Raw genomic sequence first — 24,530 nt, forward strand, 5'->3', positions numbered from 1 at the left:
GGGGCAGCGCCGTGCAACATCGTTCCCCGTGATGAGCCGCGTCGGTGCCGGCCTAGATTAATCGCCGGCACAGGCGCTGTACACGTGCATGCCCCATCCCGTCAGTGGTTCGATTGCAGGTAGGCGATCAGGTCGTCGAGCTGCCTGGGGTCGTCGAGCCCCGGGTACTTCATCCGGGTTCCGGGGTTGGCCTTCCTGGCCGATTGCGACAGGTACCAGTGCAGCTTGTCCTCGGTCCACACCCAGTCGGCGTTCTTGAGCGCGTCCGTGTACTTGTAGCCGGCAAGGCTGCCCGCGTGGCGACCGACGATGCCGAACAGGCTGGGGCCCTTCTTGTTGTGGCCCTCCCGGGTGGTGTGGCATTCGGAGCACTCCTGCTTGAACACATCCGCGCCGGCACTCGCATCGCCCGCCAGCGCGGGCTGGCTGCCCGCGGCGTAGACAAGCATTCCGGTCATCAAGGCGCTGCGCGCCGCTCTCCCCAGCTTGGGTGTAGTCACGTCCAGGCTCCCGCAGGTGTCAGAACGCAATGCTTGCGCTCAAGGTGAAGGCATCAAGGTCTTTGGCCCGCAACATCGGCGCGCCCGGCGGGGCGCCGAACACGTTGTTGCTCACGCCGTTGAAGCGCGTGAAGAGGAACCAGGTGGCGGCGATCTTCAGGTTCGCCTTGGAGGTGAACGAATCGTCCTTGCCGAACGGCGTCCAGTACAGGGTAATCAGGTTGGCGGTGCTGTCCGGCTTGCCATAGGGTGGGTAGCGCGCGGCATCTTCCGTGCCCGTGCTTACCAGGTGCGCGACCTGCAGCGCATAGCTCTGCTTGAAGGTATAGGTCACGCTGAGCGTGCGGTCGTGCGCATCGCCGTGCGATTTGGCCACCAGGCCGTTGATGGTCGGCGTACTGCCGTAGTCGCGCTGCTCCAGGATGTTCACATAGCTCGCCTGCACGATGTGCTCGTGATTGCCGAGGAACTGGTAGGTCAGGTCGTAACCGAGGTCGGTGATGTCGTCGCCCGGCGCATTGCGCGGCAGGCGCCGCGTGGTGGTGAGCGCCACCAGGCCTACGGAGAAGAACTGTCGCTTCATGTCCTTCATATAGGCGAAGCGGAAGTAGCCCGTATCGCTGAGGCGGCCGGGATCGCCGGCAAGCTTGTAGCCGAGCTTGTCCTGCACCGAGGTCGGCATGCTGTTGTAGGTGCCGATCTCGCCGTACCAGTTGTCGTCGTAGAGCGCATACACGCCGCCACCGATCACGCGGTTGTACAGCGAATTGGGGCTGGACAGATTGAGCAGCGTGCCGGATATCGCCGGTGGGCCCAGGGTCGATGCGTTGGGCAGCACGCCGAGGGGATCGTCGAAGCCAGGGCTGTTGTTGACGCTCACGCCCACGATGGTGTCCTTGCCAGCGATCTTCAGGTCCTTGGCGACGAAGCGCAGATCCAGATTGCTGAGCCGGGTGCTGAACTGGTCCTTGCCGTTGTTGTCCGTCTCCACCTTCACGAAGCCGCCGAGGTGGTCGCTGATGCGGCCGGCCAGATAGATGTCCGCCTCGGTGAGCTGGGTGGTGTGCTGGCCGGTCTCGGGCACGTTGTGCGAGCCGATGAGCTGCGCGGCCACCGGGATCTTGATGCCCTGGCCATCCGTATCGGTATAACCGCCGAGCTTGAAGCGCATGCCATAGGGCGTCAGCGCCGGACCGTAGGCGCCGGCGTGGCAATCCGCGCAGGCGGAGCCGGTCTGGCGGGCATAGGCAGGCACCGCGTGCACGCCGTTGCTTGCCAGCAAGGACAGCACGACGACCACGACATAGCAGGCCACCAGGGGCCAGTAACGGGTCATTGAGGGATGCATGAGGTTTCCTTGTCTCGATGAGGCTCGTGCATGCGGCGCCCGGCGCGCATCAGCGGCCGCGCCTGGGCAACATCATGCGGAGCGTGCGATCGCGCAGCACGAAGTGGTGCCAGAGCGAGGCGGCCACGTGCAGCGTGATCAGGGCAAGCAGCACCCAGGCAACGCCCTGGTGCCAGTCGGTGAGCCTGTCGGCGAGGTCTTCGTCGCTGGCGACCAGCGAGGGCAGGGTGAGTCCGAAAAAATGCACCGGCTTGCCTTCCGCGCTGCTCAGCGCCCAGCCAAGCAAGGGCTGCACCAGCAGCAGGACATACAGGGCCAGGTGCGTCGAGGCCGCCGCAAAACGGACCAAGGGCGACGTGTCGCCCTCGGCCGGCCACTTGCCCAGCCGGAAGCGCAGCGCCGCCCGCACGAAGAACAGCAGCAGGATCAGCAGCCCGAAGTGGCGATGGCCTTCCAGCAGCCACTGGCGCAACGCGCGGCCTTCCACCTCGTCGCGTACCAGGATGAGGGTGACGCCAAGCACCAGGAACAGCGCGGTCAGCCAGTGCAGGATGACGAGGGCGCGCGGACGCATCGGCAACGCGTCGCCTGCGGCGCTTGCGGCGGGGTCCGGCGAGGTCGCCCTGCTGGTATTCGTTGCTGGCGGATTCTTGTTCTGCCAATCCATGTACGCGCCTCTGCACCACGCCACTGGCGTCCACGCGGTCCGCACGCCTTCAACGGCGATGACGTGCCGGGAGACAGGAAGGGCGCGCGGAACCGGAACTGCTCTATGTGCGTGAGTGCCAGCGCGGCACGGAAAGGTTGTATGGCTGGCCGAACGGCCGGTTGAACGTCGCCACGCAACCTTTCGCCGAGGCAGCAGGCACTCAGTGCCAAGGGTTCTCCACGACAACGCCAAATGCCGGGCCGACAGCATGGACATCGAACGCGTACAACTGCAGATGCATGGCGACCACGGCGGTATGCTCATCGCCCTGGAACAAGACATCAACGTGCCCTTCGTGATCCGGCGCGTGTACTACATCTTCGCGACCGAGCATGACGTGCACCGCGGCAAGCACGCGCACCGGCATCTGCGCCAGTTGGCGGTGGCCGTGCGCGGGTCGGTGACCATCCTGCTCGACGACGGCTCGGGACCGGTCGAGGTGGTGCTGAACGATCCGTCCCAGGGCCTGCTGATGGGCGACATGGTATGGCGCGAGCTGTACGACTTCAGTGAAGACTGCGTGTTGATGGTGCTGGCGGACCATCTGTACGACCCGGCCGACTACATCACCGACTACGATGCCTTCCTGAGCGAAGTGAAAGGCATCCCCTACCCGGCAGGACTGGTCGCATGCCAAAGCGTCTAGTGCTGATCGGGGCGGGCGAACTGGCGCAGATTGCCTGCGAGTACTTCGAGCACGACAGCGACTATGACGTTGCCGCTTTCAGTGTCGAAAGCGCCTACCTGACCGATAGCACGCTGGCCGGTCGGCCCGTGGTGGCCTACGAGGCGCTGGAGTCGCTTTATCCGCCGACGGAGTACGAGCTGTTCGTGGCCATTCCGGCCAGCCAGCTCAACCGCCTGCGCACGCGCTTCTACCTCGACGCGAAGGCCCGCGGCTATCGCTTCGCGACCTACGTGAGCTCGCATGCCTTCGTGTGGCGCAACGTGGAGATCGGCGAGAACAGCTTCATCTTCGAGAACAACGTGATCCAGCCGTTCGTGCGCATCGGCAATAACTGCATCCTGTGGAGCGGCAACCACGTCGGGCATCGCACGGTGATACGCGACCACGTGTTCGTCGCCTCGCACGCGGTGATCTCGGGCTATTGCGACGTGGGCGAAAGCAGCTTCATCGGCGTCAACACCACCTTCAACGACCACGTGAAGGTGGCCATGGACAACGTGATCGGTTCCGGCGCGCTGGTCCACCGCGATACGGAACCGGGAAGGGTTTACGTCGGCTCGCCCGCGAAGGCGGTGCCCGATCGATCCAGTTTTGACGTGAGGCTCTGAATGCCCATGGCGGCATGGCGCAAGCAGGGGCTGGTCTTCGACACCGCGCGACAGGGCGTGGGCGGCTGGATGCGTCATTCCGCGCTGACGCCAACCCCTTGGCGGATGGACGGCGAAACCATTCGCGTCTACGCCGGCTTCCGCGACGACGAGGGCGTGAGCCGCATCGGCTACGTCGACGTGCTTGCGGACGATCCGTCCGTCGTGCGTCGCGTCAGCAGCGCACCGGTGCTGGACGTGGGCCGTGGCGGCTGTTTCGATGACAACGGCATGATCCTGGGCGATGTCGTGGACGGGCCCGGCGGCCTCCATCTGTTCTACGTGGGCTTTCAGCGCGTGGCGCGCGCGAAGTTCCTGGCCTTCACCGGACTGGCCCTGTCCACCGATGGTGGCGAGTCTTTCCAGCGCGTGCAGGACACGCCCATCCTCGACCGTGCCCCCGGGCGCAGCACCATCGGCGCCGTGCACTCGGCGATGTTCGATGGCGCGCAGTGGCGCCTCTGGTACGCCGTGGGCGACGACTGGGAGTTCATCGACGGGCGGCCGTTTCCCCGCTATCACATCCGTTGCGTGACGACGCGCGACCTGGCGGATATCCCCCGCGATGACCACGTCTGCCTGTTGCCGCGCGGCAGCGAGTACCGCATCGGACGACCGCGCGTCTACCGGATGGACGGCCGTTACGCGATGGTGTTTACGCGCGGCAACGTCACCGGCGAATACTTCCCCGGGCTGGCTTTCAGCGACGATGGCATCGGCTGGGAACGCCGCGACGAGGCGCTGGGCATTGCCCTTTCCGACAGCGGCTGGGACTCGCGCACGCTGTGCTATCCCGCGCTGATACGCCGCGGCGACGACGTGCTGATGTTCTACAACGGCAACGACATGGGGCTGGATGGCTTCGGTGTGGCGGTCGCCCGCACGCCGCTGTTCGACGGTGGCGACCATGCTTGAGGTACGCCGCTACCAGCCGTCGGACGCCAACGCCTGGGATGCCGCGGTGGCGCGCTCGAGGAATGGCAATTTCCTGCACCGGCGTGCCTACATGGATTATCACGCCGACCGCTTCACGGACTGCTCGCTGGTGGTGGAGCGGGGCGGCGAGATGGTGGCCGTGTTTCCCGCCAATATTCGCGAGCACGTGGTGACCAGCCATGGCGGGCTGACCTACGCGGGCCTGATCGCGACCCACGAGCTGCGGGCCGAATCCACCCTCGCCGTGTTCGAACGGATGGCCGGGCATTACCGGCAGGCCGGCGCGCAACGCCTGATCTACAAGCCGGTGCCGCATGTGTTCCACGCCTACCCGAGCGAGGAGGACCTGTATGCCCTGCAGCGGATGGGGGCACGGCTGAAGCGACGGGACATTTCCTCAGTGGCGCTGTTGCGTGACGGCGCGGGCTTCTCGGACACGCGGCGGCGGGCCATCCGCAAGGCGAAGAGCGCCGGTGTGCAGATCCAGCGCGGCGACGACCTCACGGCGTTCCACGCCTTGCTGAGCGAGGTGTTGCGGGGGCACGGTGCCGCACCCACGCACAGCGCGGCCGAGCTGAGCCTGTTGCAGTCGCGCTTCCCCGGGCAGATCGTGCTTCATGAGGCGCGCATGGACGGGGCCCTGCTCGCTGGCGTGCTCGTCTATGACTTCGGGCAGACGGTGCACGCGCAATACATCGCTGCCTCGGCAGAGGGCAAGCGCGTCGACGCACTCAGCCTGCTGCTCGGCGAACTGGTGGATGCCGTATACGCGGACCGTACCTATTTCAGCTTTGGCATCTCCACCGAGCAGGAGGGGAGGGTGCTGAACAGCGGGCTGGTCGCGCAGAAGGAATCCTTCGGCGCGCGTGGCGTCGTGCACGACTTCTACGAGTGGACGCTGTGATGGACGTGCCCTTCCTCTCGCTGCGCGACGTCAATGCCCGCTATGTCGACGAGCTCAAGGCCGCCGCGGCGCGGGTGATCGATTCGGGCTGGTACATCATGGGCGACGAACTGGCGGCCTTCGAGCGCGAGTTCGCCGCTTACTGCGGTGTCGGGCATGCCGTGGGCGTGGGCAACGGGCTGGACGCACTGTCGTTGATCCTGCGCGGCTACAAGGAGATGGGGCGGCTGCGCGACGGTGACGAGGTGATCGTTCCCGGCAACACCTTCATCGCCACCTTCCTGGCGATTTCCGCGAACCGGCTGGTGCCGGTGCCGGTGGAGCCGGACCCGGCCACCTGCAACATCGATCCGGCCCATGTCGCGGCCGCGGTGGGGACGCGCACGCGCGCGATCATGCCGGTGCACCTGTACGGGCAGCTGGCGGACATGGCCGCGTTGGCGGACATCGCGGACCGGCACCGCCTGCTGCTGATCGAGGATGCCGCGCAGGCGCATGGCGCGAGCGATGGCGCCCGGCGGGCCGGGGCCTTCGGTGACGCGGCGGGATTCAGCTTCTTCCCCGCCAAGAACCTGGGCGCGCTCGGTGACGGCGGCGCCGTCGTGACGAATGACGACGAGCTCGCCGCGCGCGTGACGGCGCTGCGCAACTACGGCTCCGAGGTGAAGTATCACCACCTGTACCAGGGACTCAACTCGCGCCTCGACGAGATGCAGGCGGCCATGCTGCGGGTCAAGCTGGCGCATCTGGACGAAGAGGTCGCGCGTCGCCGGCAGGTGGCGCGACGCTACCGCGATGGGATACGTCATCCGCAGATCGCGCTGCCGCGCGTGCAGGCCGAAGAGAGGCATGCGTGGCACCTGTTCGTGGTCCGCTGCGCCCAGCGCGACGCGCTCCGGGATCACCTTGGCGCGCACGGCGTGCAGAGCCAGGTGCACTACCCGGTGCCGGCGCACCGCCAGCCGGCCTATGCGTCGCTGCACGATGCACAACTGCCAGTCACCGAACAGATGCACCGCGAGGTGCTGAGCCTGCCGATGAGCCCGGTTATGGGCGAGGAAGCCATTGCGCGGGTTATCGATGCGTGCAATGCCTTCGGAGGCGCGGCGTGAACATCGCGCGCGCCAGCATCTACGCATCCATCGCCACGGCGGCCAAGCTGCTCGCGGGCCTGGTCATCATCAAGCTGGTGGCATGGAAGGCGGGCCCCGAAGGCGTGGGCCGGCTGGGCCAGTTCATGAGCCTGATGTCGGTGCTGGCCGTGCTGGCCGGCGGCGGCATCAGTGCGGGCGTGGTGAAGTACGTCGCCGAATATCGGGATGATCCGCAGAAGCTCTCGCGCCTGCTGGCCGCGGCGCTGTGGTACGCGCTGTGCGCGTCCTGTCTGACCGGCGCGGTCGGCCTGCTGCTCAGCCGGCAGATCGCCGGCTGGCTGCTGGGCGATATCCGTTACCAGGGGCTCATCGCCGTGCTGGCGGCGGTGCAGCTGGGCATCGCGCTGGTCAACTACATCCTGGCCGTCATCAACGGCTTCATGGACGTGAAGCGGCTGGCCTGCATCCAGGTGCTGGGTTCGCTGCTGAGCATTGTGGTGGCGCTGGCCTTGGCGCACTGGCTGCATCTCTATGGCGCTTTGCTCGCGCTGGTGATCGGGCAGCTGCTGGTACTGGTGGTCGGCCTGCCGGCCTGGTGGCATAGCCCGTACTTCGACCGCGGCATGCTGCGCATGCGCTTCGATCGCGAGATGACGCTGCGGCTGGCCGCGTTCTCCGTGATGACGCTGACCTCCGCGCTGCTGCCGCCGCTGGTGAACATCGCCGTGCGCGATCACCTCGCCGGGCGCTTCGGTTGGGAGCAGGTGGGCTACTGGCAGGCCGTAGGCAAGGTGTCGGATGCGTACCTGTTGTTCCTCACCACCGCCATCAATGTGTATTACCTGCCCAAGCTGGCCTCCACGCATGCGCGCGAGTCGCTGGTGTCGGAACTGCGCCAGGCCTATCGCTACATCATGCCGGCCGTCGTGTTGCTGGCCGCCGGGGTCTACCTGTGCCGTGGCTGGGTGACGTCGCTGTTGTTCAGTGACGGCTTCGCCGCTGCCAATGCCTTGTACGCGCCGCAACTGGTCGGCGACGTGGTGAAGATTGCCTCGTTCGTCCTGTCCTACGTGATGCTGGCCAAGGCCATGACGCGGCTGTTCGTGGCGTCCGAGCTGGCCTTCGCCATCAGCTACGTGGGGTTGGTGTTTCTGTTCACCGCGCGCTTCGGTCTGGTCGGGGCCATGTATGCGTTCGCGGTGAACTACGCGCTTTACCTGGTTTTCAACGTGGTCATCGTGCGTCGCTACCTGGGAGGGCTATGACGATGGACGGAGGCGCACCCATGCCGCTGGTGTCCGTGCTGGTGCCTGCGTACAACCACGAGGCCTTCGTGGAGCGCTGCCTCGACAGCGTGCTGGAGGATCCGTACCCGTCGAAGGAAATCGTCATCATCGACGACGGCTCCACCGACGGTACCGGCCGGCGGATCGCCGCCTGGATCTCTCGCCATGGCAACGAGGTGCCGGTGGAATACGTGCGCCGCGGCAACAAGGGCATCACCGCCACGCTCAATGAACTGGCCGCGCGCGCGCGTGGCGATTTCCTGCGGCTGGGCGCGAGCGACGATTACCTGTTGCCGGGCGGCCTCGACGCGCAGGTGGGCTACCTGCTGACGCATCCCGGCAAGTGGGCGGTGATCGGCGACTCGGAAGTGGTGGACCAGCACGGCCACCGCCTGCACGACAGCGGCATGCGTGACCTGCACCATGCGGACAAGGCGCTCTATCGCACCGACGACGGCATCCGCCGCGCGGTGATCACGCAATGGGCCATCGGCGGCCCGGTGACCCTAGTGCGTCGCCGCGCGCTGGAGACGGTGGCCGGGTGGAGCGAGGGCCTGCGCTTCGACGACTGGGATTTCTTCCTGCGCCTGGCCGCGCACGATGCCATCGGTTTCATCGACTGCAACGTGTGCGCCTACCGCATCCACGGTACGAACGTAAGCCGCACACGCGATGCCCGCACCCGCATCCACAACCTCATCGAGGCGCGTGACGTGGCGATCCGGCGCATGGCCATGTTCGATGAGCCGTACCGCACGCTGTTGCTTGCGCAGTCGCACCATCTGGGCGCCAAGGTGTCCTTTCTGCAGCGGCGGCTGTGGTCGGTGGTGATGCACATGGCGGTCTACGGGCTGCTGTTGCTGGTCGCGCGGACGCGGCGCGGGCCGCCGCATCGAGTGGTGACGCCGGCATGAAACAGCTCCTGCGCCTGCCGTCGTTCTACCTGAGCATGCCGCTGCTGGTCGCCTGCGGGCTGACCCTGCTCACCTACGACCTGCCGACCGACTACCTGGAAGGGCTGTTGCTGCTGGCCGCCGTCGCCATGGCCATCCTGGCATTCGACGTCTTCGCCGGTGTGCGCCTGCCACGCAGCGAGGCGTTCCTTGCCCGCGACTACGCCGGCACGCGGGATGCTTTGGTCGCCCTGGTATTCGCCGCGCTGATCGTGGCGTTCTGCGCGCTCGATCTGTTGCTCTTTCCGGTGCCCCTGTTTGCCTCTCCCTCGTCCTACGCGAACATGGAAGGTGGTCGCGACCACATCCGGCACGTGTCCGACATGTGCTGGGTACTGCCGCCGATCGGCCTGCTGTGCACGCGCAACCGCTGGCTGCGCGCCACACTGGTGCTGATCGGCTTTGTCTTCCCGGTGCTGGTGATCGACCGCAACCGCATCTTCGCCGCCTTGTTCTCCGTCGCGCTGGTGATGCTGCTGCGGCGTCCCGAGGCGAAGCCCTTCCCGTGGAAGCGGGTGCTGGCGCTGGCGCTTGCCGGCACCGTGGTGTTCTCGGTGCTCGGCATCCTGCGCTCGGGCACGCTGGACTACGTCACGCTGCCCTTCAGCGACATGTACCGGGATGCGCCGCAGGGCGTGAAATGGCTGCTGCTGTACGCCAGCGCGGGGCCTTACAACTTCGCCGCCATCCTGGCCAAGCAGTACTCGGATACCCATTTCCTGATCAATCAGCTGGTGCCGATGGCCGGTTCGATCGTCACGGCGGGCACCGGCATTCCGCTGGACGCGCCCAACATAAACGTGGGCACGGAGTTCTTTCCCTTCCTCATGGCGCTGGGGCCGGCGGGTGCCGTCGCCTCCATGGTCGCGCTGTACCTGATGCTGCTGTGGAGCGTGCGCCGCGTGCAGCCCACGGTGCCGTTGTTCGGTCTGCTGATCTTCCTGCGCGTGTCCTATACGGCCGCCATGGCGCCCTTCGCGCCGCAGGCCTTCACCTGGACCAGCTTCGGTTTCATCGCGCTGTGCCTGTTGCTGCAGCTGGTGGCAGCGCTGCTGCCGGATCGCCGGCGCGCCGCCGCCACATCCTTCGATCACGCCGTACCCGCGGGTGCCGGCGCGTCCCCAACCACCCATCCATGAGTCAGGCAGCCATGCAACGAGACGAAGTGTACGTACTGGACATGTGGCGGATCCTCCTGCGCGAATGGCGCTGGTTTGTGGCGGGAGCGCTGCTGGTGCTCGCGGCGGTGTTCGCCTTCGCGCATGCGGCCCGGCCGCAATGGGAGGCGACGGCGTATATCCAGATCGGCCAGGTGTCGGGCGTGCCGCCGGGACAGGATCCCAAGGTGGAGCCGCTGGCGCGCGTGCTCGAGCGCCTGAAGCTGGTGCCGTTCCAGAACCAGGTGATGGCCAGCATCGGCATCAAGGACGACGCGCCGGAGGCGAAGCTGTATCGCAAGAGTCTGAAGATCGAGCCGCTGCCGTATGCCGGTCCCCTGGTGAAATTCACCGTGCGCGGCTGGTCGCCGCAACAAGCCAGGCAGTTTGCCGACGCCACCGTGACGCAGTTGCAGGCTTTGCATCAGAAGCTGCTGGCCGGGCCACTGGCCATGACGCAGGCGCGACTGGGCGAGGTGAAGGCCGATCTCGTCAGCGCGCAGAGCGAGCGTCAACGGCTGGCGCAGGCCGTCGGCGATACGCATGGCAAGGACGCGCCGACCGCGAGCGTGGCGTCCGTGCTGCTCACCACCACCGATGCCGAGATTCTCGGCCTGCGCCAGGCCGAGGGTGATCTCACGGTACGCCTGAGCCCGAACTACACCTACGACACCTCCTTGATGTGGCCGATCTACGTGCCCCGCTCGCAGGCCTTTCCGAATCTCTTCCTGGTGATGGGCATCGGCCTGCTCTTCGCCCTGTCGCTGGGCGCCTTCGCCGCCATCGTGCGGCATGCGCTGCGGCGGTCGCACGGGACCACGATGTCGTTCAACCAAACGGAAGACACAAGGCACCTACCGGCGAATGGCGGTCGTGGTGCCCAGGCCGGGCGTGACGCCGTCGCGTCCAATCTTCAGGCAGGCGTGGGTAGCCCATGATGGGACAAGCAAGCCGACGCCCGGCGGAGGCCTCCTTGAACGAAGCGCAATTGCTCGACACGCAGCGCGCCTTCGACAGCGTTGCCGAGGACTACGATGGCCCGCGCGGCAACAACGAGCTGATCCAGCGCATGCGCGGCACGCTGTGGGACACCGTGAGCCGCGAGGTGCCGGCGGGCGCGCAGCTGCTGGACATCGGCTGCGGCACCGGCCTGGATGCCATCGAGTTCGCGCGGCGCGGCTACCAGGTCGTCGCCAGCGACTGGTCCCCGGCGATGGTGGGCCGCACGCGTTCGCGCGCCGCGGTAGCGGGGCTGGAATCGAGCGTGGTGGCGGTGCACCTGGGCGTGCAGCAACTGGACCAGTTGCAGGAAGAATTCGGCGGCATCTACTCCAACTTCGGTCCGCTCAACTGCGCGCCGGACCTGCACGTGGTGGCGCAGGAGTGCGCGCGGCTGCTCAAGCCCGGCGGCAAGCTGGTGTTCTCCGTGATCGGGCGCATCTGCCCCTGGGAGCTGGGGCACTACGCGCTGCGCGGCCGTTTTCGCCGGGCCAGCGTGCGCGGCACGCGCGGCCCGGCGGCGGTGGGCATGAACAAGCACACGATCTGGACGTACTACTACCTGCCGCGCGAGTTCTACCGCGCCTTCGCCCCGCTGTTCTCGCTGGAGCACTACCGGGCGCTGAGCCTGTTCATGCCGCCGCCGTACCTGGTGCACTACTACCGCCGTCGCCGGCACTGGTACGAACGGCTGGGGCGCCTCGACGACCACCTCGGCGCGCTGCCGCTGTTGCGCGACATGGGTGACCACTTCCTCATCGTCATGCGCAGGCGGTAATGCCATGGCCGTCCGGTCCGCCCGAGCCCATGCCAGCCTGTGCGGCGCCGCAAGCGTGCTGCCGCAGGGCGTATCGCGCGCACCGCTGCGGATACGCGGCGGCCGCGTCGCCGCGTCGGTGCCGGCCTGGGCGTACCGGGTGGACCTGCGCGATCACCTGATCTTCCCCGGGCTGGTCAACGCGCACGAACACCTGCAGGTGAACGCGGTGCCGCCGCTCGCCACGACCGCGGTGTTTCCCAACAGCTATGCGTGGATCGAGGCGTTCCAGCAGCACTTCGGCGAGCCGGCCGTGATCGAGGCGCTGCTGGTGCCCAAGGCGGTGCGACTGCGCCATGGCGGGCTGAAGAACCTGCTGGCCGGAACCACCTGCGTCGCGCACCACGATCCATGGCACACGGCGCTGGATGACGCGGATTTTCCCGTGGCGCTGCTGCGCGACTACGGTTGGAGCTATGCGCTGGACTGGACCTCGTACGGTCCGCCCGTGCAGCAGAGCTTTGCGCAGACGCCGGTGGACTGGCCGTGGCTGATCCACCTGGCCGAGGGCACGGATGCGGCGGCGCAGGGCGAACTCGCCCGCCTCGACGAACTCGGCTGCCTGGCGCCGCGCAGCGTGCTGGTGCACGGCGTGGGGCTGCGCGAGGCGGATATCGACCGGATCATCGCTGTGGGCGCCGGGGTGGTGTGGTGCCCCACCAGCAACGAACGCCTGCTGGGCCGCACCCTGCGACCGGGCCGGCTGGCCGACGCGGGGCATCTGGCCCTGGGCACGGACTCGCGCCTGAGCGGATCGCGCGATCTGCTGGAAGAACTGCGTCGCGTCGCTGCCGGCGATGAACTTCCGCCGCAGCAATGGCTGGGACTGGTGACGGACGATGCGGCGCGCCTGCTGCGCCTGCCGCGGCATGGCCACCTGCAGGTGGGTGCGCACGCGGACCTGGTCATCGTCGCCGATCGCGGCGGCGATCCGTTGCGCAGCCTGGTCGGCATCGAACGCAGGCAGCTGCGCGCCGTCGTGCGCGATGGCCTGCCACGCATCGCCGACCCGGATTTCGCGGACTGGTTCGAGGCGGCGGGCGTGGAGGCGGTGCCGGTTACGCTCGACGGTCGCCCCAAGCTGCTCGCCAAGGCGCTGGCAGAACCGGCCGTGATCGCGCTGGAGCCGGGCCTGGTGTTGTCCGACGCCCGCGACACCCGCGCGGTGCAGGCCTTTATCTCCCTCGAGGCATGCCGCTGATGCTGCACACGCCCATCCTCGATCCCGCCGAAGCCTACGCGCTGTGGGCGCCCCATTATCCGGCGCATGCGCACAACCCCGTGATGCAGGCGGAGGAGCGGGCGATGCTGAGCCTGCTGCCGCAGGACCTGAGCGGGCGCAACGTGCTCGATGCCGGTTGCGGCACCGGACGCTATATGCGCCACGCCATCCAGCGTGGTGCGGCACGGGTGTCCGGCGTGGACCTGTCGCGCGACATGCTGGCGCGCGCCGCCGGTGAACTGCGTGGCGAGCGGCGGCGCGTACCGATGGAGCTCATGCAGGGCAGGCTGGATGCCTTGCCGCTGGCCGATGCCTGGGCCGACCTTACCGTCTGCGGGCTGGCCGTCGGTCATGTGGAACAGCTGGAGCCCGTGCTGGCCGAGCTGTGTCGCGTGACGCAGCCGGGCGGCATGGTGTTGTGTAGCGACGTGCATCCCATCGGCCATGCACTCGGCTGGTTGCGCGACTTCAAGGCGGAAGGGCGCCGCTACGCCGTGCGCCACACCGCACACCTCTACAGCCACTGGCACGCGGCGTGCGCGGCACTGGGGCTGGAGATCGGCGGCGTGCTGGAGCCGATGCTCGACCCTGCGGACATCCCGGCCGGCGCGCATTTCGACCCGGCGGCGCTGGAGGTGCCGGTCGCCCTTGTCTTCCAGTTGTGGCGCCGGCCATGACCCTGACCATCCCTGCACCCATGAACCCCCAACCGCATACGCTGCTGGTCAACCCCACCATTACGTCGCGCCACAGCGCGCGGTTTCCGTTGTCGCTGCTGCATCTGGCCCTGTCGCTTGACCGCGTCGGCAGCAGCCGCATCGTCGATGGCAACCTGGATCGCGATGTGGTCGACGCCACCTTGCGCGCGCTGGACGAACGCGCCTGCACCGCGGTCGGCATCAGCGTCATGGGTGGCCCGCATGTGGCGCCGGCCATTGCCATCTCGCGTGCCGTCCGCGCGCATCGGCCGGAGTTGCCCATCGTATGGGGTGGCTATTTCCCCACGCTTTACACGGACACCGTACTGGCGGCGCCCTATGTGGACTACGCCATTCGCGGGCAGGGCGAAGACAGCCTGCGGGAACTGGTGGACGCACTGCATGCCGGCGACGCGTCGCGGCTGCCGACGATCAGCGGCCTGTCGTGGAAGCACGAGGGCGGCATCAGCCACAACCCTGCCCGTGCGTTCTCCCGCAACGGTCCACCCACGCTGTTGCCGTACGACAAGCTGGGCGATCCACGCCGCTACCTGGCGCGCACCTATCTCGGCCGTCGCACGGTGGCGCACCAGGCCGCGGTGGGGTGCCGTTTCCACTGCACGTTCTGTGGCGTGGCGGCCATGTTCGGCGGAGCCACCGCCTTGCCACCCGCCGCGCGGCTGGATCGCGACCTGACTTACCTCAAGCATGAGCTTGGCGCCGACTCCGTCCAGTACTTCGACCACAACTTCTTCGACCGCGAGCAGGACATGATCCCGCTGCTCGAAGTGATGGCGCGCCACGAACTGCCGTGGTGGTGCTTCGCGCGTGCCGATGCCCTGCTGAACCTGTCGGAGAGCAGCTGGAAGCTGGTGCGCAGGAGCCGCCTGCGCATGGCCTACATCGGCGCGGAATCGCCGAGCCCGACCATGCTGAAGGAAATCCGCAAGGGCACGCGGCCGGACCAGACGATGGCCGTGGCCGAAGCGTGCCGGCGACACGGAGTCATCCCGGAGTTCTCCTTCATGGTGGCGCCGCCGGAGAACACCGAGGAAGAAACCGAGCACACGTTCGAGTTCATTCGCGCGCTCAAGCGCGTCAATCCACAGTCCGAAATCGTCATCTACATCTACACGCCACTGCCCGACAGCAGCCGGCACGAGAAGGATCGCCTGCGCCATCCGACGGCGACGCTGCGGGATCTCCACGGCGAGCCGGTGGTGTTTCCCTCGACACCGGACGAGTGGACGCAGAAGCACTGGGTGGATTACGCCTGCCACGCGGACGCGCCCTGGTTGAGCGAAAAGCTGCGCCAGCGCATCGACGATTTCGTCACCGTGCTGCGTTGCCGCTATCCCACCGTGCAAGACCTGCGGTCGCCGCCGTGGGCCAAGCGCACGCTCGCCGCGGCAGCCTCGTGGCGTTATCGCCTGCGCCGCTACGACCGCCCGTGGGAGCTGACCCTTGCCAACCGGCTGGTGCGCCTGCGCTTGCCACAGGCCGAGGGGCTCTGATCCGTGCCGCCGCTCCATGTCACCCAGATCAACTTCTTTCCCGCGCCGAAAGGATGGGGATTGGCGGAGACATTGGCGCAATGGCCGTCGCTGGCCGACGTTGCCGAAGCCGCCGCCAGCAGCGGCGCGCGGATCACGGTACTGCAGTCGGCATCCCATGCCGAACAGTTGCATCGCCATGGCGTCGAGTACCGTTTCGTCGTGGCGGATGCTGCCACGCACTTGCATCGCTTCGATGGCATGGCGTGCGCGCTGGTGGATCTTCGCCCGGACCTGATGCACATCCACAGCCTCGGTGCGGCGGCGGGTGCGCATGCCCTGTCGCGCGCCTTGCCCGGCGTGCCCATCCTGCTGCAGGACCATGCGGATCGCATGCCTGCGTGGTGGCGGCGTCCGCGCTGGCGGCGCTGGTATGCCTCCGCGCGTGGCGCGGCGTTCACGGCACCGGAGCTGGCGGGGCCGTATGTGTCGGCGGGCCTGTTCGATCCCTCCATGCGGCTGTTTTCCATCCCCGAATCCACCAGCCGCTTCACGCCGGGAAGCCGTGCCAGTGCGCGGGCCGAGACGGGGCTCTACGGTGAACCCTGCGTGGTCTGGGTAGGGCATCTGCAGCCGAACAAGGACCCGTTGAGCGTGCTCGACGGCGTGGCGCGTGCGTCGGAGGCGTTGCCGGGCCTGCAACTGTGGTGCGCCTTTGGCACCGCACCGTTGCTGGAGCAGGTGCAGCGGCGCATCGCGGACGATCCGCGGCTCGCCGGGCGCGTCCACTTGCTGGGCCGGGTGCCGCATGAGCGCGTGCAGTCGCTGCTGCGCGCGGCGGATATCTTCGTATCGGGCAGCCACCGGGAAAGCTGCGGCTACGCCTTGCTCGAAGCGATGGCCTGCGGCGCGACACCGGTGGTGACCGATATTCCCTCGTTCCGCGCGTTGACCGGTGACATCGGCCATCGGTGGGCGTGCGGCGATGCGGCGGCGCTCGCCAAGGCGCTGATCGATGCGGTCGCGCGGGGCCCGTCACCGCAGGCGGCGCGCGCGCACTTCGAGCGCCATTTGTCGCTGGAGGCGGTGGGCCGGCGCTGGGGCGATGCCTACGCGCAACTGGCACGCGGCCCACGGGGAGCCCCGTCATGAAACTGGCGCTGGTGGTGCCCGGCGGCGTCGATCGCACCGGCGAGTTCCGCGTGATTCCCGTGCTGCTGTCCTTGATCCGGCGGCTTGCCTGCGAGCACGAAGTGCACGTATACGCACTGCGGCAGGAAGCGTCCGCCGACTGCTGGCAGCTCATGGGCGCGCACATCCACAACATCGGCGACGGCTGGCCACGGCTGCGTGCCATCCGCGCCATCCGCGAGGAACACCGCCGCGCGCCGTTCGACCTGGTACACGCGATATTTTCCGGCTCGTGCAGCTTCGTTGCCGTCGCCGCCGCGATGTCGCTGGGCCTGCCGAGCCTGGTGCACATCGGTGGCGGCGAACTGGTAGCCATGCACGAGATCGGCTACGGCGGCCGGCGCTTCCTGAAGGGGCGTGTGCGCGAAGCGCTGGTGCTGCGCGGCGCCGGCACGGTCACGGCAGCGAGTGCACCCATCATCGATTCGCTGCGCGCGCTGGGCCTGCAGGCGCGCCGCGTGCCACTGGGCGTGGACCTGCGCTACTGGCCGCCGCGGCCGCCGCATGGCAGGCGCGAGGGGCGCGCGCAGCTCATCCACGTCGCCAGCCTCAACCGCGTGAAGGACCAGTCGACGCTGCTGCACGCACTCGCGGTGCTCGCCGAGACAGGCGTGGATTTCCACATGGACATCGTGGGGCAGGACACGCTCGACGGCGAGATGCAGCGCCTGGCCCACGAACTGAGCCTGGACGGGCGCGTGCGTTTTCATGGCTTCCGGACGCAGCGCGAGCTGAGGCCGATGATGGAGCAGGCCGACCTGCTGGTGATGTCATCGCTCCACGAGGCCGGGCCGCTGGTGCTGCTGGAAGCGGCCGTGGTCGGCGTACCCACCGTCGGCACCGCCGTGGGACATATCGCGGAATGGTCGCCATCGGCCGCGCGGTCGGTGCCGGTGGGGGACTGGGCCGCGCTCGCGGAGGCCATCCGGCACGTGCTTGCCGATGACGAGCTGCGCCTGCGGCTGGCCGTGGCGGCGCAACGCCGTGCCATCACGGAAGATGCCGACTACACCGCGCGCACGTTCCAGACGCTTTATCTGCAGGCCGTGGCGACGGGGTCGGGCCGCGGGGGCGCCTTGCATGCCGCGTCATCCCCGCGTACGCCGAAGAAAATGGGGTGAGTGCCGGGTGGCGCATGTCTGGCGCCTGTTCGAAGTCACCAACAAGCCCCATGTTCCCTCACCGTCATCCCCGCGAAAGCGGGGATCCAGTGCCTTTTCCCGTTCCGCTCAAAGCTTAAAGGCACTGGATGACCAGCCCTTCGGCTGTTGAAAGTCGCCTCCCGCTTTCGCGGGAATGACGGTGAGGGGGTGCGGGTGCCAGGCAAGGTTTTGAACAGGCTCTCAGGCCCACGCAGCCGGCGCCTGCCCGAGTGCCGCGCGCACGGCATACATGGTGTCCGTGCGCGTCACCGGGTGCGTCAGCCAGGCGACGATGCGATGCAGCTGGCTGGAGGTGACCCAGGTGGATTCCTGCAGCCACAGCTGGGTGCGCACCATGTCCGCGCGCTCCTGTCGTGCTTCCGCCGAGGGCCGCACGCGGTTGCGCACGTATTGCCCGACTTCACGCACGGAACGCGCCCATTCGATGCCCGGCCAGGCATGCAGCCACAGTTCGGACAAGGACACCTGCGTCAGGGTGAGATGCTTCGATGCGAACCGCAGCACGGCGGGACAGTCGCGCTCAAGCTCATACAGCAGCGTGGCCGGCACCGCGCCGTGGTAGTAGCGCGACACCAGCAGCAGCGTTATCGGATGGTGTGCAAGCACTCGCCAGCAACACCAGCAGGCAAGGCAGCAAAAGGGGCTTCATCGATCCGTCCGTGCAACTGCGCGTGTTTGACCTGACGCGCACTTGTCCCATCACGCCTCATCCGTATAAGGGGGACATGAGGCCTTCCTGGGAGCAAGCGACCAGCGCCAGCCCAAGGAACCCCATCATGGCTAGATAGCTCGTGCGCGACTTAGGCATGGGGGAACGGTCACGCCTTGTCATCGATGTAGCTCACTAGCTCCCACGTCACGGCCACGTGCTCGTAGCGCATACCGAACAGGTTTTCGAGCACGTCGAACAGATCGAAGCGGCGTGGCCGATAGGCGGCGTAGGTGGGCAGGGTCTCGCCCTTGGTGAAGGTGTATCGATCACGCGAGCGGAAGCCATCGTTGAAGCGCACGCACCATTCGCCATGTTCGGGGCAGCGTTCGCCGGTTTGCGCGCGTGTGCCCAATGCCGCTTTGGGTGGTGGTGGTATGGGCAGGCCCGTGGCGGGATCGAGGTTCTTGGCCTTGGCCAGGCGTTGCATCAGGTCTTCTGAAGGTGGCGCCGGTGGCGTGGCGGCATCGCGCTCTTTTTGCCACTGGAAGGTGCCGTCCCACGTGGGCAGCGCTGCGGGTGGCAGCGGCACGATCTGGTCGATGTCGGGGACTTTGGGGTTAAGGCCGTAGTTGTTGTCGATGAATTGGCCGATCAACTCGTAGCGGCGGGAGCGTTCGGGATCATTGGGGAGATCCAGATGGCTAAGGCTGCCAGGTGGCGGAGCCTTGAACGCCCCTTCCAGTATGGATGCTGATAAGTTATCGCCCGCTGCCACGCCCTTTTGAAACGCCTCCGCGGCCTTTGCGTTATTGGCGTCTGGCCCACGGGAACCATCACCAATATCTCGGAGCATGACGCCAAGAAAGTTGGCCGCATCTCCGTGCCCTTGTTCGGCAGCACAGCGATACATCTGCACGCCCACTTTGAAGGCATCGGCATCTTTGGCAGAGGTGAGCTTGTCGGCGACGTAATACTGTCCCTCCGGACTGCCCTTATCCGCCGCCTTGCGGTAATACCGCAAGGCCAATTCCTCGTCCTGCTTCACGCCATAACCCAATTCCAGATAGTGGCCCATGTCGTAGTAGCCACCGGGGATACCATCCTTGATGAGATGCTCGGTCAAGGCGATGGTTTCCTTGGGGCGGCTAGGCGAATCCGCAAAGCCTTCAGATACCAACAATTGCAGATTGTGATTGGCTTTGTAATGACCGTAGGCCGCCGCGATGCGGTAGTAGCGTGCGACCGCATTGAAGTCTTTGGGACCGTCTTTCTTTTCTAGATGGAGGCCGTACTTGAACAACTGATCCGCTTCCATATTGAGTGGTGGCAGATGATCGGCTTCATGTGTGCAAGTAAAGGCAAGGTTGGCACGCACGGCGGCCAGTTCAGCGGGAGTAGGCATGGCGTTATCCGAGTGGGAGCAAGCGCTCGTCAACAGCACGAGCAGCCCCAGCGATAAACCGACATGCCATCGATGCCTCATGCGACCGGCTCCTTCCCATAGCCCACCAGTTCCCACGTCACGGCAACGTGCTCGTAGCGCATGCCAAACAGGTTTTCGAGCACATCAAACACATCGAAGCGGCGTGGCCGATAGGCGGCGTAGGTGGGCAGGGTCTCGCCCTTGGTGAAGGTGTACCGATCAGGCGAGCGGAAGCCATCGTTGAAGCGCACGCACCATTCACCATGTTCGGGGCAGCGTTCGCCGGTTTGCGCGCGGGTGCCCAGTGCCGCTTTGGGTGGCGGTGGTATGGGCAGACCCGTGACAGGATCGAGATGCTTGGCCTTGGCGAGGCGTTGCATCAACTCTTCGCTGGGCTTCGCGGGTGGTGTGGCGGCGGCCTGTTCCTTTTCCCACTGAAAGGTGCCATCCCATGCGGGCAACGGTGCCGGCGGCAGCGGTACGATCTGGTCGATGTCGGGGACTTTGGGGTTGCGACCGTCGTTGCGGCGAAAAAATAGACGAATCTCGTGGTATCGGCGATAGCGCTCGGGATCGCTAGAGAGGGCGAGGTAGTACATGTCTTTGAGTGGTGGTGCGGTGAACCCCTGTTCCAGGAACGACGCCGACGATGTATCACCTGCCGCCACACCTTGCTGGAATACAGTGATAGCCTCCGTGTAGTTCTTATCATTTTTTAGGTCGATGCCCAATGTACTAGCTGCTTCACCATGTCCTTGCCCTGCGGCGCAGCGGTACATCTGCACGCCCACATCGAAGGCTTCGGCGTCCTTTGCGGATGTGAGCTTGTCGCCCACGTAATACTGTGCCTCTGAGTTTCCAAGGTCTGCCGCTTTGCGGAAGTACCGCAGCGCCTTCTCCTGATTCTGCTCGACACCGTAGCCAAGCTCCAGAAAGTGGCCCATGTCGTAGTAGCCACCGGGAATACCGTCCTTGATAAGCTGGTCCACCAAGGCGATAGTTTCCTTCGCGCGATTCGGCGAATCGGCAAAGCCTTCCGACACCAACTGTTGCAGATTGCCGTTGGCCTTGTAATGACCGTAGGCCGCTGCAATGCGGTAGTAACGCGCTACCGCGTTGAAATCCTTGGGGCCGTTAACCTTTTCCAGATATCGGGCGTACTTGAACAACTCATCTGCTTCCGAGTTAAGCGGCGGCAGATGATCCGCCTCATGCGTGCAGGTAAAAGCAAGATTGGCGCGCGCGGCGGCTAGTTCAGTGGGAGTAGGCATGGCGTTATCCGAGTGGGAGCAGGCGCTGATCAACAGCACGAGCAGCCCCAGCGAAAAACCGGCATGCCATCGATGCCTCATGCGACCGGCTCCTTCCCATAGCCCACCAGCTCCCACGTCACGGCTACCTGCTCGTAGCGCATGCCAAACAGGTTTTCGAGCACGTCGAACAGATCGAAGCGGCGTGGCCGATAGGCGGCGTAGGTGGGCAGGGTCTCGCCCTTGGTGAAGGTGTACCGATCATGCGAGCGGAAGCCATCGTTGAAGCGCACGCACCATTCGCCATGTTCAGGGCAGCGTTCGCCGGTTTGCGCGCGTGTGCCCAATGCTGCTTTGGGTGGCGGTGGAATAGGCAGGCCCGTGGCGGGATCGAGGTTTTTGGCCTTGGCCAAGCGCTGGATCAGTTCCTCGCTGGGCTGCGGTGGCGGCGTGGCGGCGGCTTGTTCTTTCTCCCACTGGAACGTGCCGTCCCACTCCGGTAACGGCGCGGGCGGCAGGGGCACGATTTGGTCGATGTCGGGGACTTTGGGGTTGCGGCCATCGTTGCGGCGGAAAAATAGACGGATTTCGCGGTACCGGCGTGAGCGATCGGGATCGCTTTGGAGATCGAGATGACCCAGGCTGCCCGGCGAAGGCGCCTCGAATGCTTCCTCTAATATGGCCGCAGATTTGCCATTACCGGCAGCTACACCTTTTTGAAAAGCTTCGACCGCTTTGGCATTGTCCGCATCTGCCCCGCCCGAACCATCGCCAAGGTCCTGGAGCATCACTCCCAAAAAATTGGCTGCTTGTCCGTACCCCTGCTCCGCTGCGCAGCGGTACATCTGCATGCCCACTGCGAAGGCATCAGCATCTTTCGCTGAGGTGAGCTTGTCGGCTACATAATATTGCGCCTCCGGGTTGCCAAAGTCCGCTGCCTTGCGGAAGTACTGCAACGCTTTCTCCTGATTTTGCTCGACGCCATAGCCCAACTCCAGATAACGTCCCATGTCGTAGTAGCCACCGGGGATGCCATCCTTGATCAGCTGCTCGACTAAGTCGATGGTCTCCTTGGAGCGGTTGGGCGAATCGGCGAAGCCTTCCGACACCAATAGTTGCAGGTTGTGATTAGCCTTGTAGTGACCATACGCGGCTGCGATGCGGTAGTAACGCGCCACGGTGTTGAAGTCTTTGGGGCCATCCGCCTTCTGCAGATAGCGGGCGTACTTGAACAGTTGATCCGCCTCGGGGTTCAGAGGCGGATGGCGATCCGTCTCGCGGGTACATGTAAAAGCGAGGTTGGCGCGCATGGCGGCTAGTTCGGTGGGCGTAGGCATGGCGTTATCCGAGTGGGAGCAAGCGCTGATAAGTAGGACGAGTAGGCAGGGCGGCAGGAGGCGTTTCATGCGTTAGTCCAGAATGCTGCGCTTGGTGCCTGTGTACTGGAACTCGACTAGCGGGGCGTAGGGAGTCTGATGCGCCTCCCCGGGCGTCTCATTGGCCTTCTGGCGCTTTTTGTTTTGATCGATGATGACAGCCCACGCATCAAACGCATCCGCCGGATCATCCGAAGCCCCATCCTTGACCCCCTTCGTATGCAATCCCCACAACTTCCGCCGTAACGGCTGCGTCACCCCACTGTGCTCATGGCAGATATTGAGTTCGCTGTCGCCTTCCATGCTGCGCGTGTTGATATTGGCCGAGCCCAACGTGGTGAACACGTCATCCACGATCATCAACTTGGCGTGCACGTAGGTGTACTGCCACGGCTGGGCCGGTGGCGTGTCGGGCGACACCAGGGTGCATATGTGCACCTTCAAGCCATCAATGGATGTCGACAGCACCTTTTCATCGTTATTCTTCTTGATCTGTTGATCCAGCTGGTCGACCTGTTGTTGGGCGCTTTGCTCACGGCCTCTACTCTGGGAACGCAGGGTTTGCCGCTGCGAGGTGGAAAGGCTGTATCCATAGGGGTCGCCCGTACCCACGCCCGGATCGTTCTGAATCGCTCGCTCTTCGCTGACCCGTTTTTCCAGTTCGTGGCGCTGCTTGAGCAGCGCCGTGTTGCGTTCAGCCTTTGCCACGTTGGGAATGGTGTCGGCCCGACCCAGCGCATCGAGCATGCGGTAGGTGTTAACGGTGCCATCGCCGATGCCTTCGTCACTGGCGTTGGTGACCACGAACAGATGAACCGCACCGTGCTCTCCCGTGACGCGGCCCCATTCGATCTGCTTGCGCACGGCCTGCTGGAGTTGATCTACCAGGGGTTTCCATCGAAAGTACTGGTTTTCAATGTAGATGAACTGGGTGGCGTTGTTGACCGCCTGCAGGTACATCTTTTCGATGTCGCATTTGCCCTCTTGGGATTGGGTGCGCAGGATCTGCGCTATCACGGGGGTGCCTTCATCGACCCGCAGCGTTTCCGGGTAACGGATGGCGGCGCGGGTGGCCGTGAGGTCTTGGCCGGTGGCCCGATCCCAAGCAGTGCAGAAGTTGTGGTTGAGACTTTTGAGGATGGGGCCAGTGACGCGGCTGGAGATGTCTTGGCGCGCGTGCTTGCCATTACGCCCCATTTGTGGATGGAGGCGCACGCTACTGTGCTCGTTGGTGTCCCAGTATTCGTCGAGCATGTTGTGGCCCATGACGAAGCCGATAGCGCGCCCAGGGTCTTCCACGTCGACCAGCACAGTTTTCTGGTGATGCGTGGGCACGACGCCCATGCCGCCGCTATTCATGGCCTTGGTGTCCGCACTGCGTTCTATATCCGCGCCTTGCAGCCATGTGCGCCAGGCAATTTCGGTGCGCTCCAGAAAATCAAAGCTGCGATTGGCAAATTCAAGGTTGTCGAAGGGTTTGGCGCGAAGAACGCCCGCTCCCACGGCAGTCGCGATGTCCCGCGTGGTGACAATCATGCGCTCGGGAAGCGAGGTCTTGGTGACGTCGTTGTAGCGGGCGCGGAAGTACCACCGCGCATCCAGCTCCCGCTGCGCGCTGTTACGGGTGTCGGCCATGAGGGAGGCGGGGTTGTTTCCCGGCTGCATGTTCTCGCTGAATACGTCGGTGAGATGCAGCGGGTCGTACCAGCACAGTAGGCGCACCATGACGCCTTGCTTGCCTTTCTCTTCCAGCAGTGTGCCGATGGGCAGTGTGCCCCGGCCTTCGGCGCCGCGCTTGAAGTACATGGACGGCTGGAATCCCCAGCAGATGATGTCCACGGTTTTCTTTGCATGGAAGATGGCATCGTAGACCGCGCCGAAAGCCTCCTCGCCATTGACGAGTGGCTTGAAGGTGGCCGGTGCGGCAAGGTATTCGGCCTTTTGCACGAACCAGGGCAGCGTGAGGTCAGCCGTGGTGTCACGGCTAAGCGCGATGGGGACGGTGGTGGCTGGCTTGCTCATGG

At 65.6% G+C, this 24,530-nt stretch carries 23 protein-coding genes; 15 read left to right on the forward strand and 8 right to left on the reverse strand.

From position 1 onward, the window contains the following. Positions 1–101: 101 nt before the first annotated feature. The 3 genes from HY57_RS06425 to HY57_RS06435 all read right to left on the reverse strand — a co-directional run bounded on the left by HY57_RS06425 (position 102) and on the right by HY57_RS06435 (position 2,515). Positions 102–458, reverse strand: coding sequence for a c-type cytochrome (locus tag HY57_RS06425; RefSeq protein WP_100218163.1), 357 nt, complete (start codon positions 456–458; stop codon positions 102–104). 61 nt (positions 459–519) lie between these two features. Then, positions 520–1,848 (reverse strand): cytochrome C, encoded by a 1,329-nt coding sequence (locus HY57_RS06430; protein WP_100218164.1) that lies wholly within the window; start codon positions 1,846–1,848, stop codon positions 520–522. A gap of 49 nt (positions 1,849–1,897) precedes the next feature. Next, positions 1,898–2,515, reverse strand: a complete 618-nt coding sequence (locus HY57_RS06435) for a cytochrome b (protein ID WP_019464591.1) — start codon at positions 2,513–2,515, stop codon at positions 1,898–1,900. Positions 2,516–2,765: 250 nt separating this feature from the next. Between HY57_RS06435 and HY57_RS06440 the strand changes: the two genes are divergently transcribed. The 15 genes from HY57_RS06440 to HY57_RS06510 are packed head-to-tail and all read left to right on the forward strand — an operon-like array spanning position 2,766 to position 17,763. Further along, positions 2,766–3,203 (forward strand): sugar 3,4-ketoisomerase, encoded by a 438-nt coding sequence (locus HY57_RS06440; protein WP_019464592.1) that lies wholly within the window; start codon positions 2,766–2,768, stop codon positions 3,201–3,203. Then, complete coding sequence (locus tag HY57_RS06445) at positions 3,188–3,853, forward strand: acetyltransferase (RefSeq protein WP_026033806.1); 666 nt, start codon at positions 3,188–3,190, stop codon at positions 3,851–3,853. The genes HY57_RS06440 and HY57_RS06445 overlap by 16 nt, the downstream gene beginning before the upstream one ends. A gap of 6 nt (positions 3,854–3,859) precedes the next feature. Then, on the forward strand, positions 3,860–4,807 hold the full coding sequence (locus HY57_RS06450) for a hypothetical protein (RefSeq protein ID WP_026033807.1): 948 nt from the start codon (positions 3,860–3,862) through the stop codon (positions 4,805–4,807). Then, a complete protein-coding gene (locus HY57_RS06455; protein WP_019464595.1) occupies positions 4,800–5,732 on the forward strand; it encodes a GNAT family N-acetyltransferase in 933 nt (310 codons plus the stop codon). Before HY57_RS06450 ends, HY57_RS06455 begins: the two co-directional genes overlap by 8 nt. Further along, positions 5,732–6,844 carry a DegT/DnrJ/EryC1/StrS family aminotransferase gene (locus HY57_RS06460; RefSeq protein ID WP_019464596.1) on the forward strand — a complete coding sequence of 371 codons (1,113 nt, stop codon included), beginning with the start codon at positions 5,732–5,734 and terminating at the stop codon, positions 6,842–6,844. The genes HY57_RS06455 and HY57_RS06460 overlap by 1 nt, the downstream gene beginning before the upstream one ends. Beyond that, complete coding sequence (locus HY57_RS06465) at positions 6,841–8,091, forward strand: O-antigen translocase (RefSeq protein ID WP_019464597.1); 1,251 nt, start codon at positions 6,841–6,843, stop codon at positions 8,089–8,091. Before HY57_RS06460 ends, HY57_RS06465 begins: the two co-directional genes overlap by 4 nt. Continuing rightward, positions 8,088–9,026, forward strand: a complete 939-nt coding sequence (locus tag HY57_RS06470; RefSeq protein ID WP_100218165.1) for a glycosyltransferase — start codon at positions 8,088–8,090, stop codon at positions 9,024–9,026. Before HY57_RS06465 ends, HY57_RS06470 begins: the two co-directional genes overlap by 4 nt. Then, positions 9,023–10,204 carry a hypothetical protein gene (locus HY57_RS06475; RefSeq protein ID WP_019464599.1) on the forward strand — a complete coding sequence of 394 codons (1,182 nt, stop codon included), beginning with the start codon at positions 9,023–9,025 and terminating at the stop codon, positions 10,202–10,204. The genes HY57_RS06470 and HY57_RS06475 overlap by 4 nt, the downstream gene beginning before the upstream one ends. An 11-nt stretch (positions 10,205–10,215) precedes the next feature. Beyond that, positions 10,216–11,160, forward strand: coding sequence for a Wzz/FepE/Etk N-terminal domain-containing protein (locus HY57_RS06480; RefSeq protein WP_019464600.1), 945 nt, complete (start codon positions 10,216–10,218; stop codon positions 11,158–11,160). After that, positions 11,157–11,999, forward strand: a complete 843-nt coding sequence (locus tag HY57_RS06485) for a class I SAM-dependent methyltransferase (protein WP_050997886.1) — start codon at positions 11,157–11,159, stop codon at positions 11,997–11,999. Before HY57_RS06480 ends, HY57_RS06485 begins: the two co-directional genes overlap by 4 nt. Positions 12,000–12,003: 4 nt before the next feature. Continuing rightward, the gene (locus tag HY57_RS06490; protein WP_019464602.1) at positions 12,004–13,239 is read left to right on the forward strand and encodes an amidohydrolase family protein; all 1,236 of its coding nucleotides are present in this window, start codon (positions 12,004–12,006) and stop codon (positions 13,237–13,239) included. Then, the gene (locus HY57_RS06495) at positions 13,239–13,937 is read left to right on the forward strand and encodes a class I SAM-dependent methyltransferase (RefSeq protein ID WP_038579444.1); all 699 of its coding nucleotides are present in this window, start codon (positions 13,239–13,241) and stop codon (positions 13,935–13,937) included. Before HY57_RS06490 ends, HY57_RS06495 begins: the two co-directional genes overlap by 1 nt. Next, on the forward strand, positions 13,934–15,472 hold the full coding sequence (locus HY57_RS06500) for a B12-binding domain-containing radical SAM protein (protein ID WP_235186625.1): 1,539 nt from the start codon (positions 13,934–13,936) through the stop codon (positions 15,470–15,472). Before HY57_RS06495 ends, HY57_RS06500 begins: the two co-directional genes overlap by 4 nt. A 60-nt stretch (positions 15,473–15,532) precedes the next feature. Then, positions 15,533–16,603, forward strand: a complete 1,071-nt coding sequence (locus tag HY57_RS06505) for a glycosyltransferase family 4 protein (RefSeq protein ID WP_235186626.1) — start codon at positions 15,533–15,535, stop codon at positions 16,601–16,603. Beyond that, positions 16,600–17,763: a glycosyltransferase family 4 protein gene (locus HY57_RS06510; RefSeq protein ID WP_019463532.1), complete on the forward strand. Its 1,164-nt coding sequence runs from the start codon at positions 16,600–16,602 to the stop codon at positions 17,761–17,763. Before HY57_RS06505 ends, HY57_RS06510 begins: the two co-directional genes overlap by 4 nt. Before the next feature lie 222 nt (positions 17,764–17,985). On the opposite strand, the gene HY57_RS06515 is transcribed toward HY57_RS06510, so the two are convergent. From HY57_RS06515 to HY57_RS06535, 5 genes are all read right to left on the reverse strand, one after another. Next, the gene (locus HY57_RS06515) at positions 17,986–18,411 is read right to left on the reverse strand and encodes a hypothetical protein (protein ID WP_038579447.1); all 426 of its coding nucleotides are present in this window, start codon (positions 18,409–18,411) and stop codon (positions 17,986–17,988) included. Positions 18,412–18,623: 212 nt separating this feature from the next. After that, a complete protein-coding gene (locus tag HY57_RS06520; RefSeq protein WP_200873904.1) occupies positions 18,624–19,940 on the reverse strand; it encodes an SEL1-like repeat protein in 1,317 nt (438 codons plus the stop codon). Further along, positions 19,937–21,232 carry an SEL1-like repeat protein gene (locus tag HY57_RS06525; RefSeq protein ID WP_019463601.1) on the reverse strand — a complete coding sequence of 432 codons (1,296 nt, stop codon included), beginning with the start codon at positions 21,230–21,232 and terminating at the stop codon, positions 19,937–19,939. Before HY57_RS06525 ends, HY57_RS06520 begins: the two co-directional genes overlap by 4 nt. Next, complete coding sequence (locus tag HY57_RS06530; protein ID WP_019463600.1) at positions 21,229–22,467, reverse strand: SEL1-like repeat protein; 1,239 nt, start codon at positions 22,465–22,467, stop codon at positions 21,229–21,231. Before HY57_RS06530 ends, HY57_RS06525 begins: the two co-directional genes overlap by 4 nt. A gap of 72 nt (positions 22,468–22,539) precedes the next feature. Continuing rightward, on the reverse strand, positions 22,540–24,528 hold the full coding sequence (locus tag HY57_RS06535) for a phospholipase D-like domain-containing protein (protein ID WP_019463599.1): 1,989 nt from the start codon (positions 24,526–24,528) through the stop codon (positions 22,540–22,542). Positions 24,529–24,530: the final 2 nt, after the last annotated feature.

This window comes from Dyella japonica A8, assembly GCF_000725385.1.
GTDB lineage: Bacteria > Pseudomonadota > Gammaproteobacteria > Xanthomonadales > Rhodanobacteraceae > Dyella > Dyella japonica_C.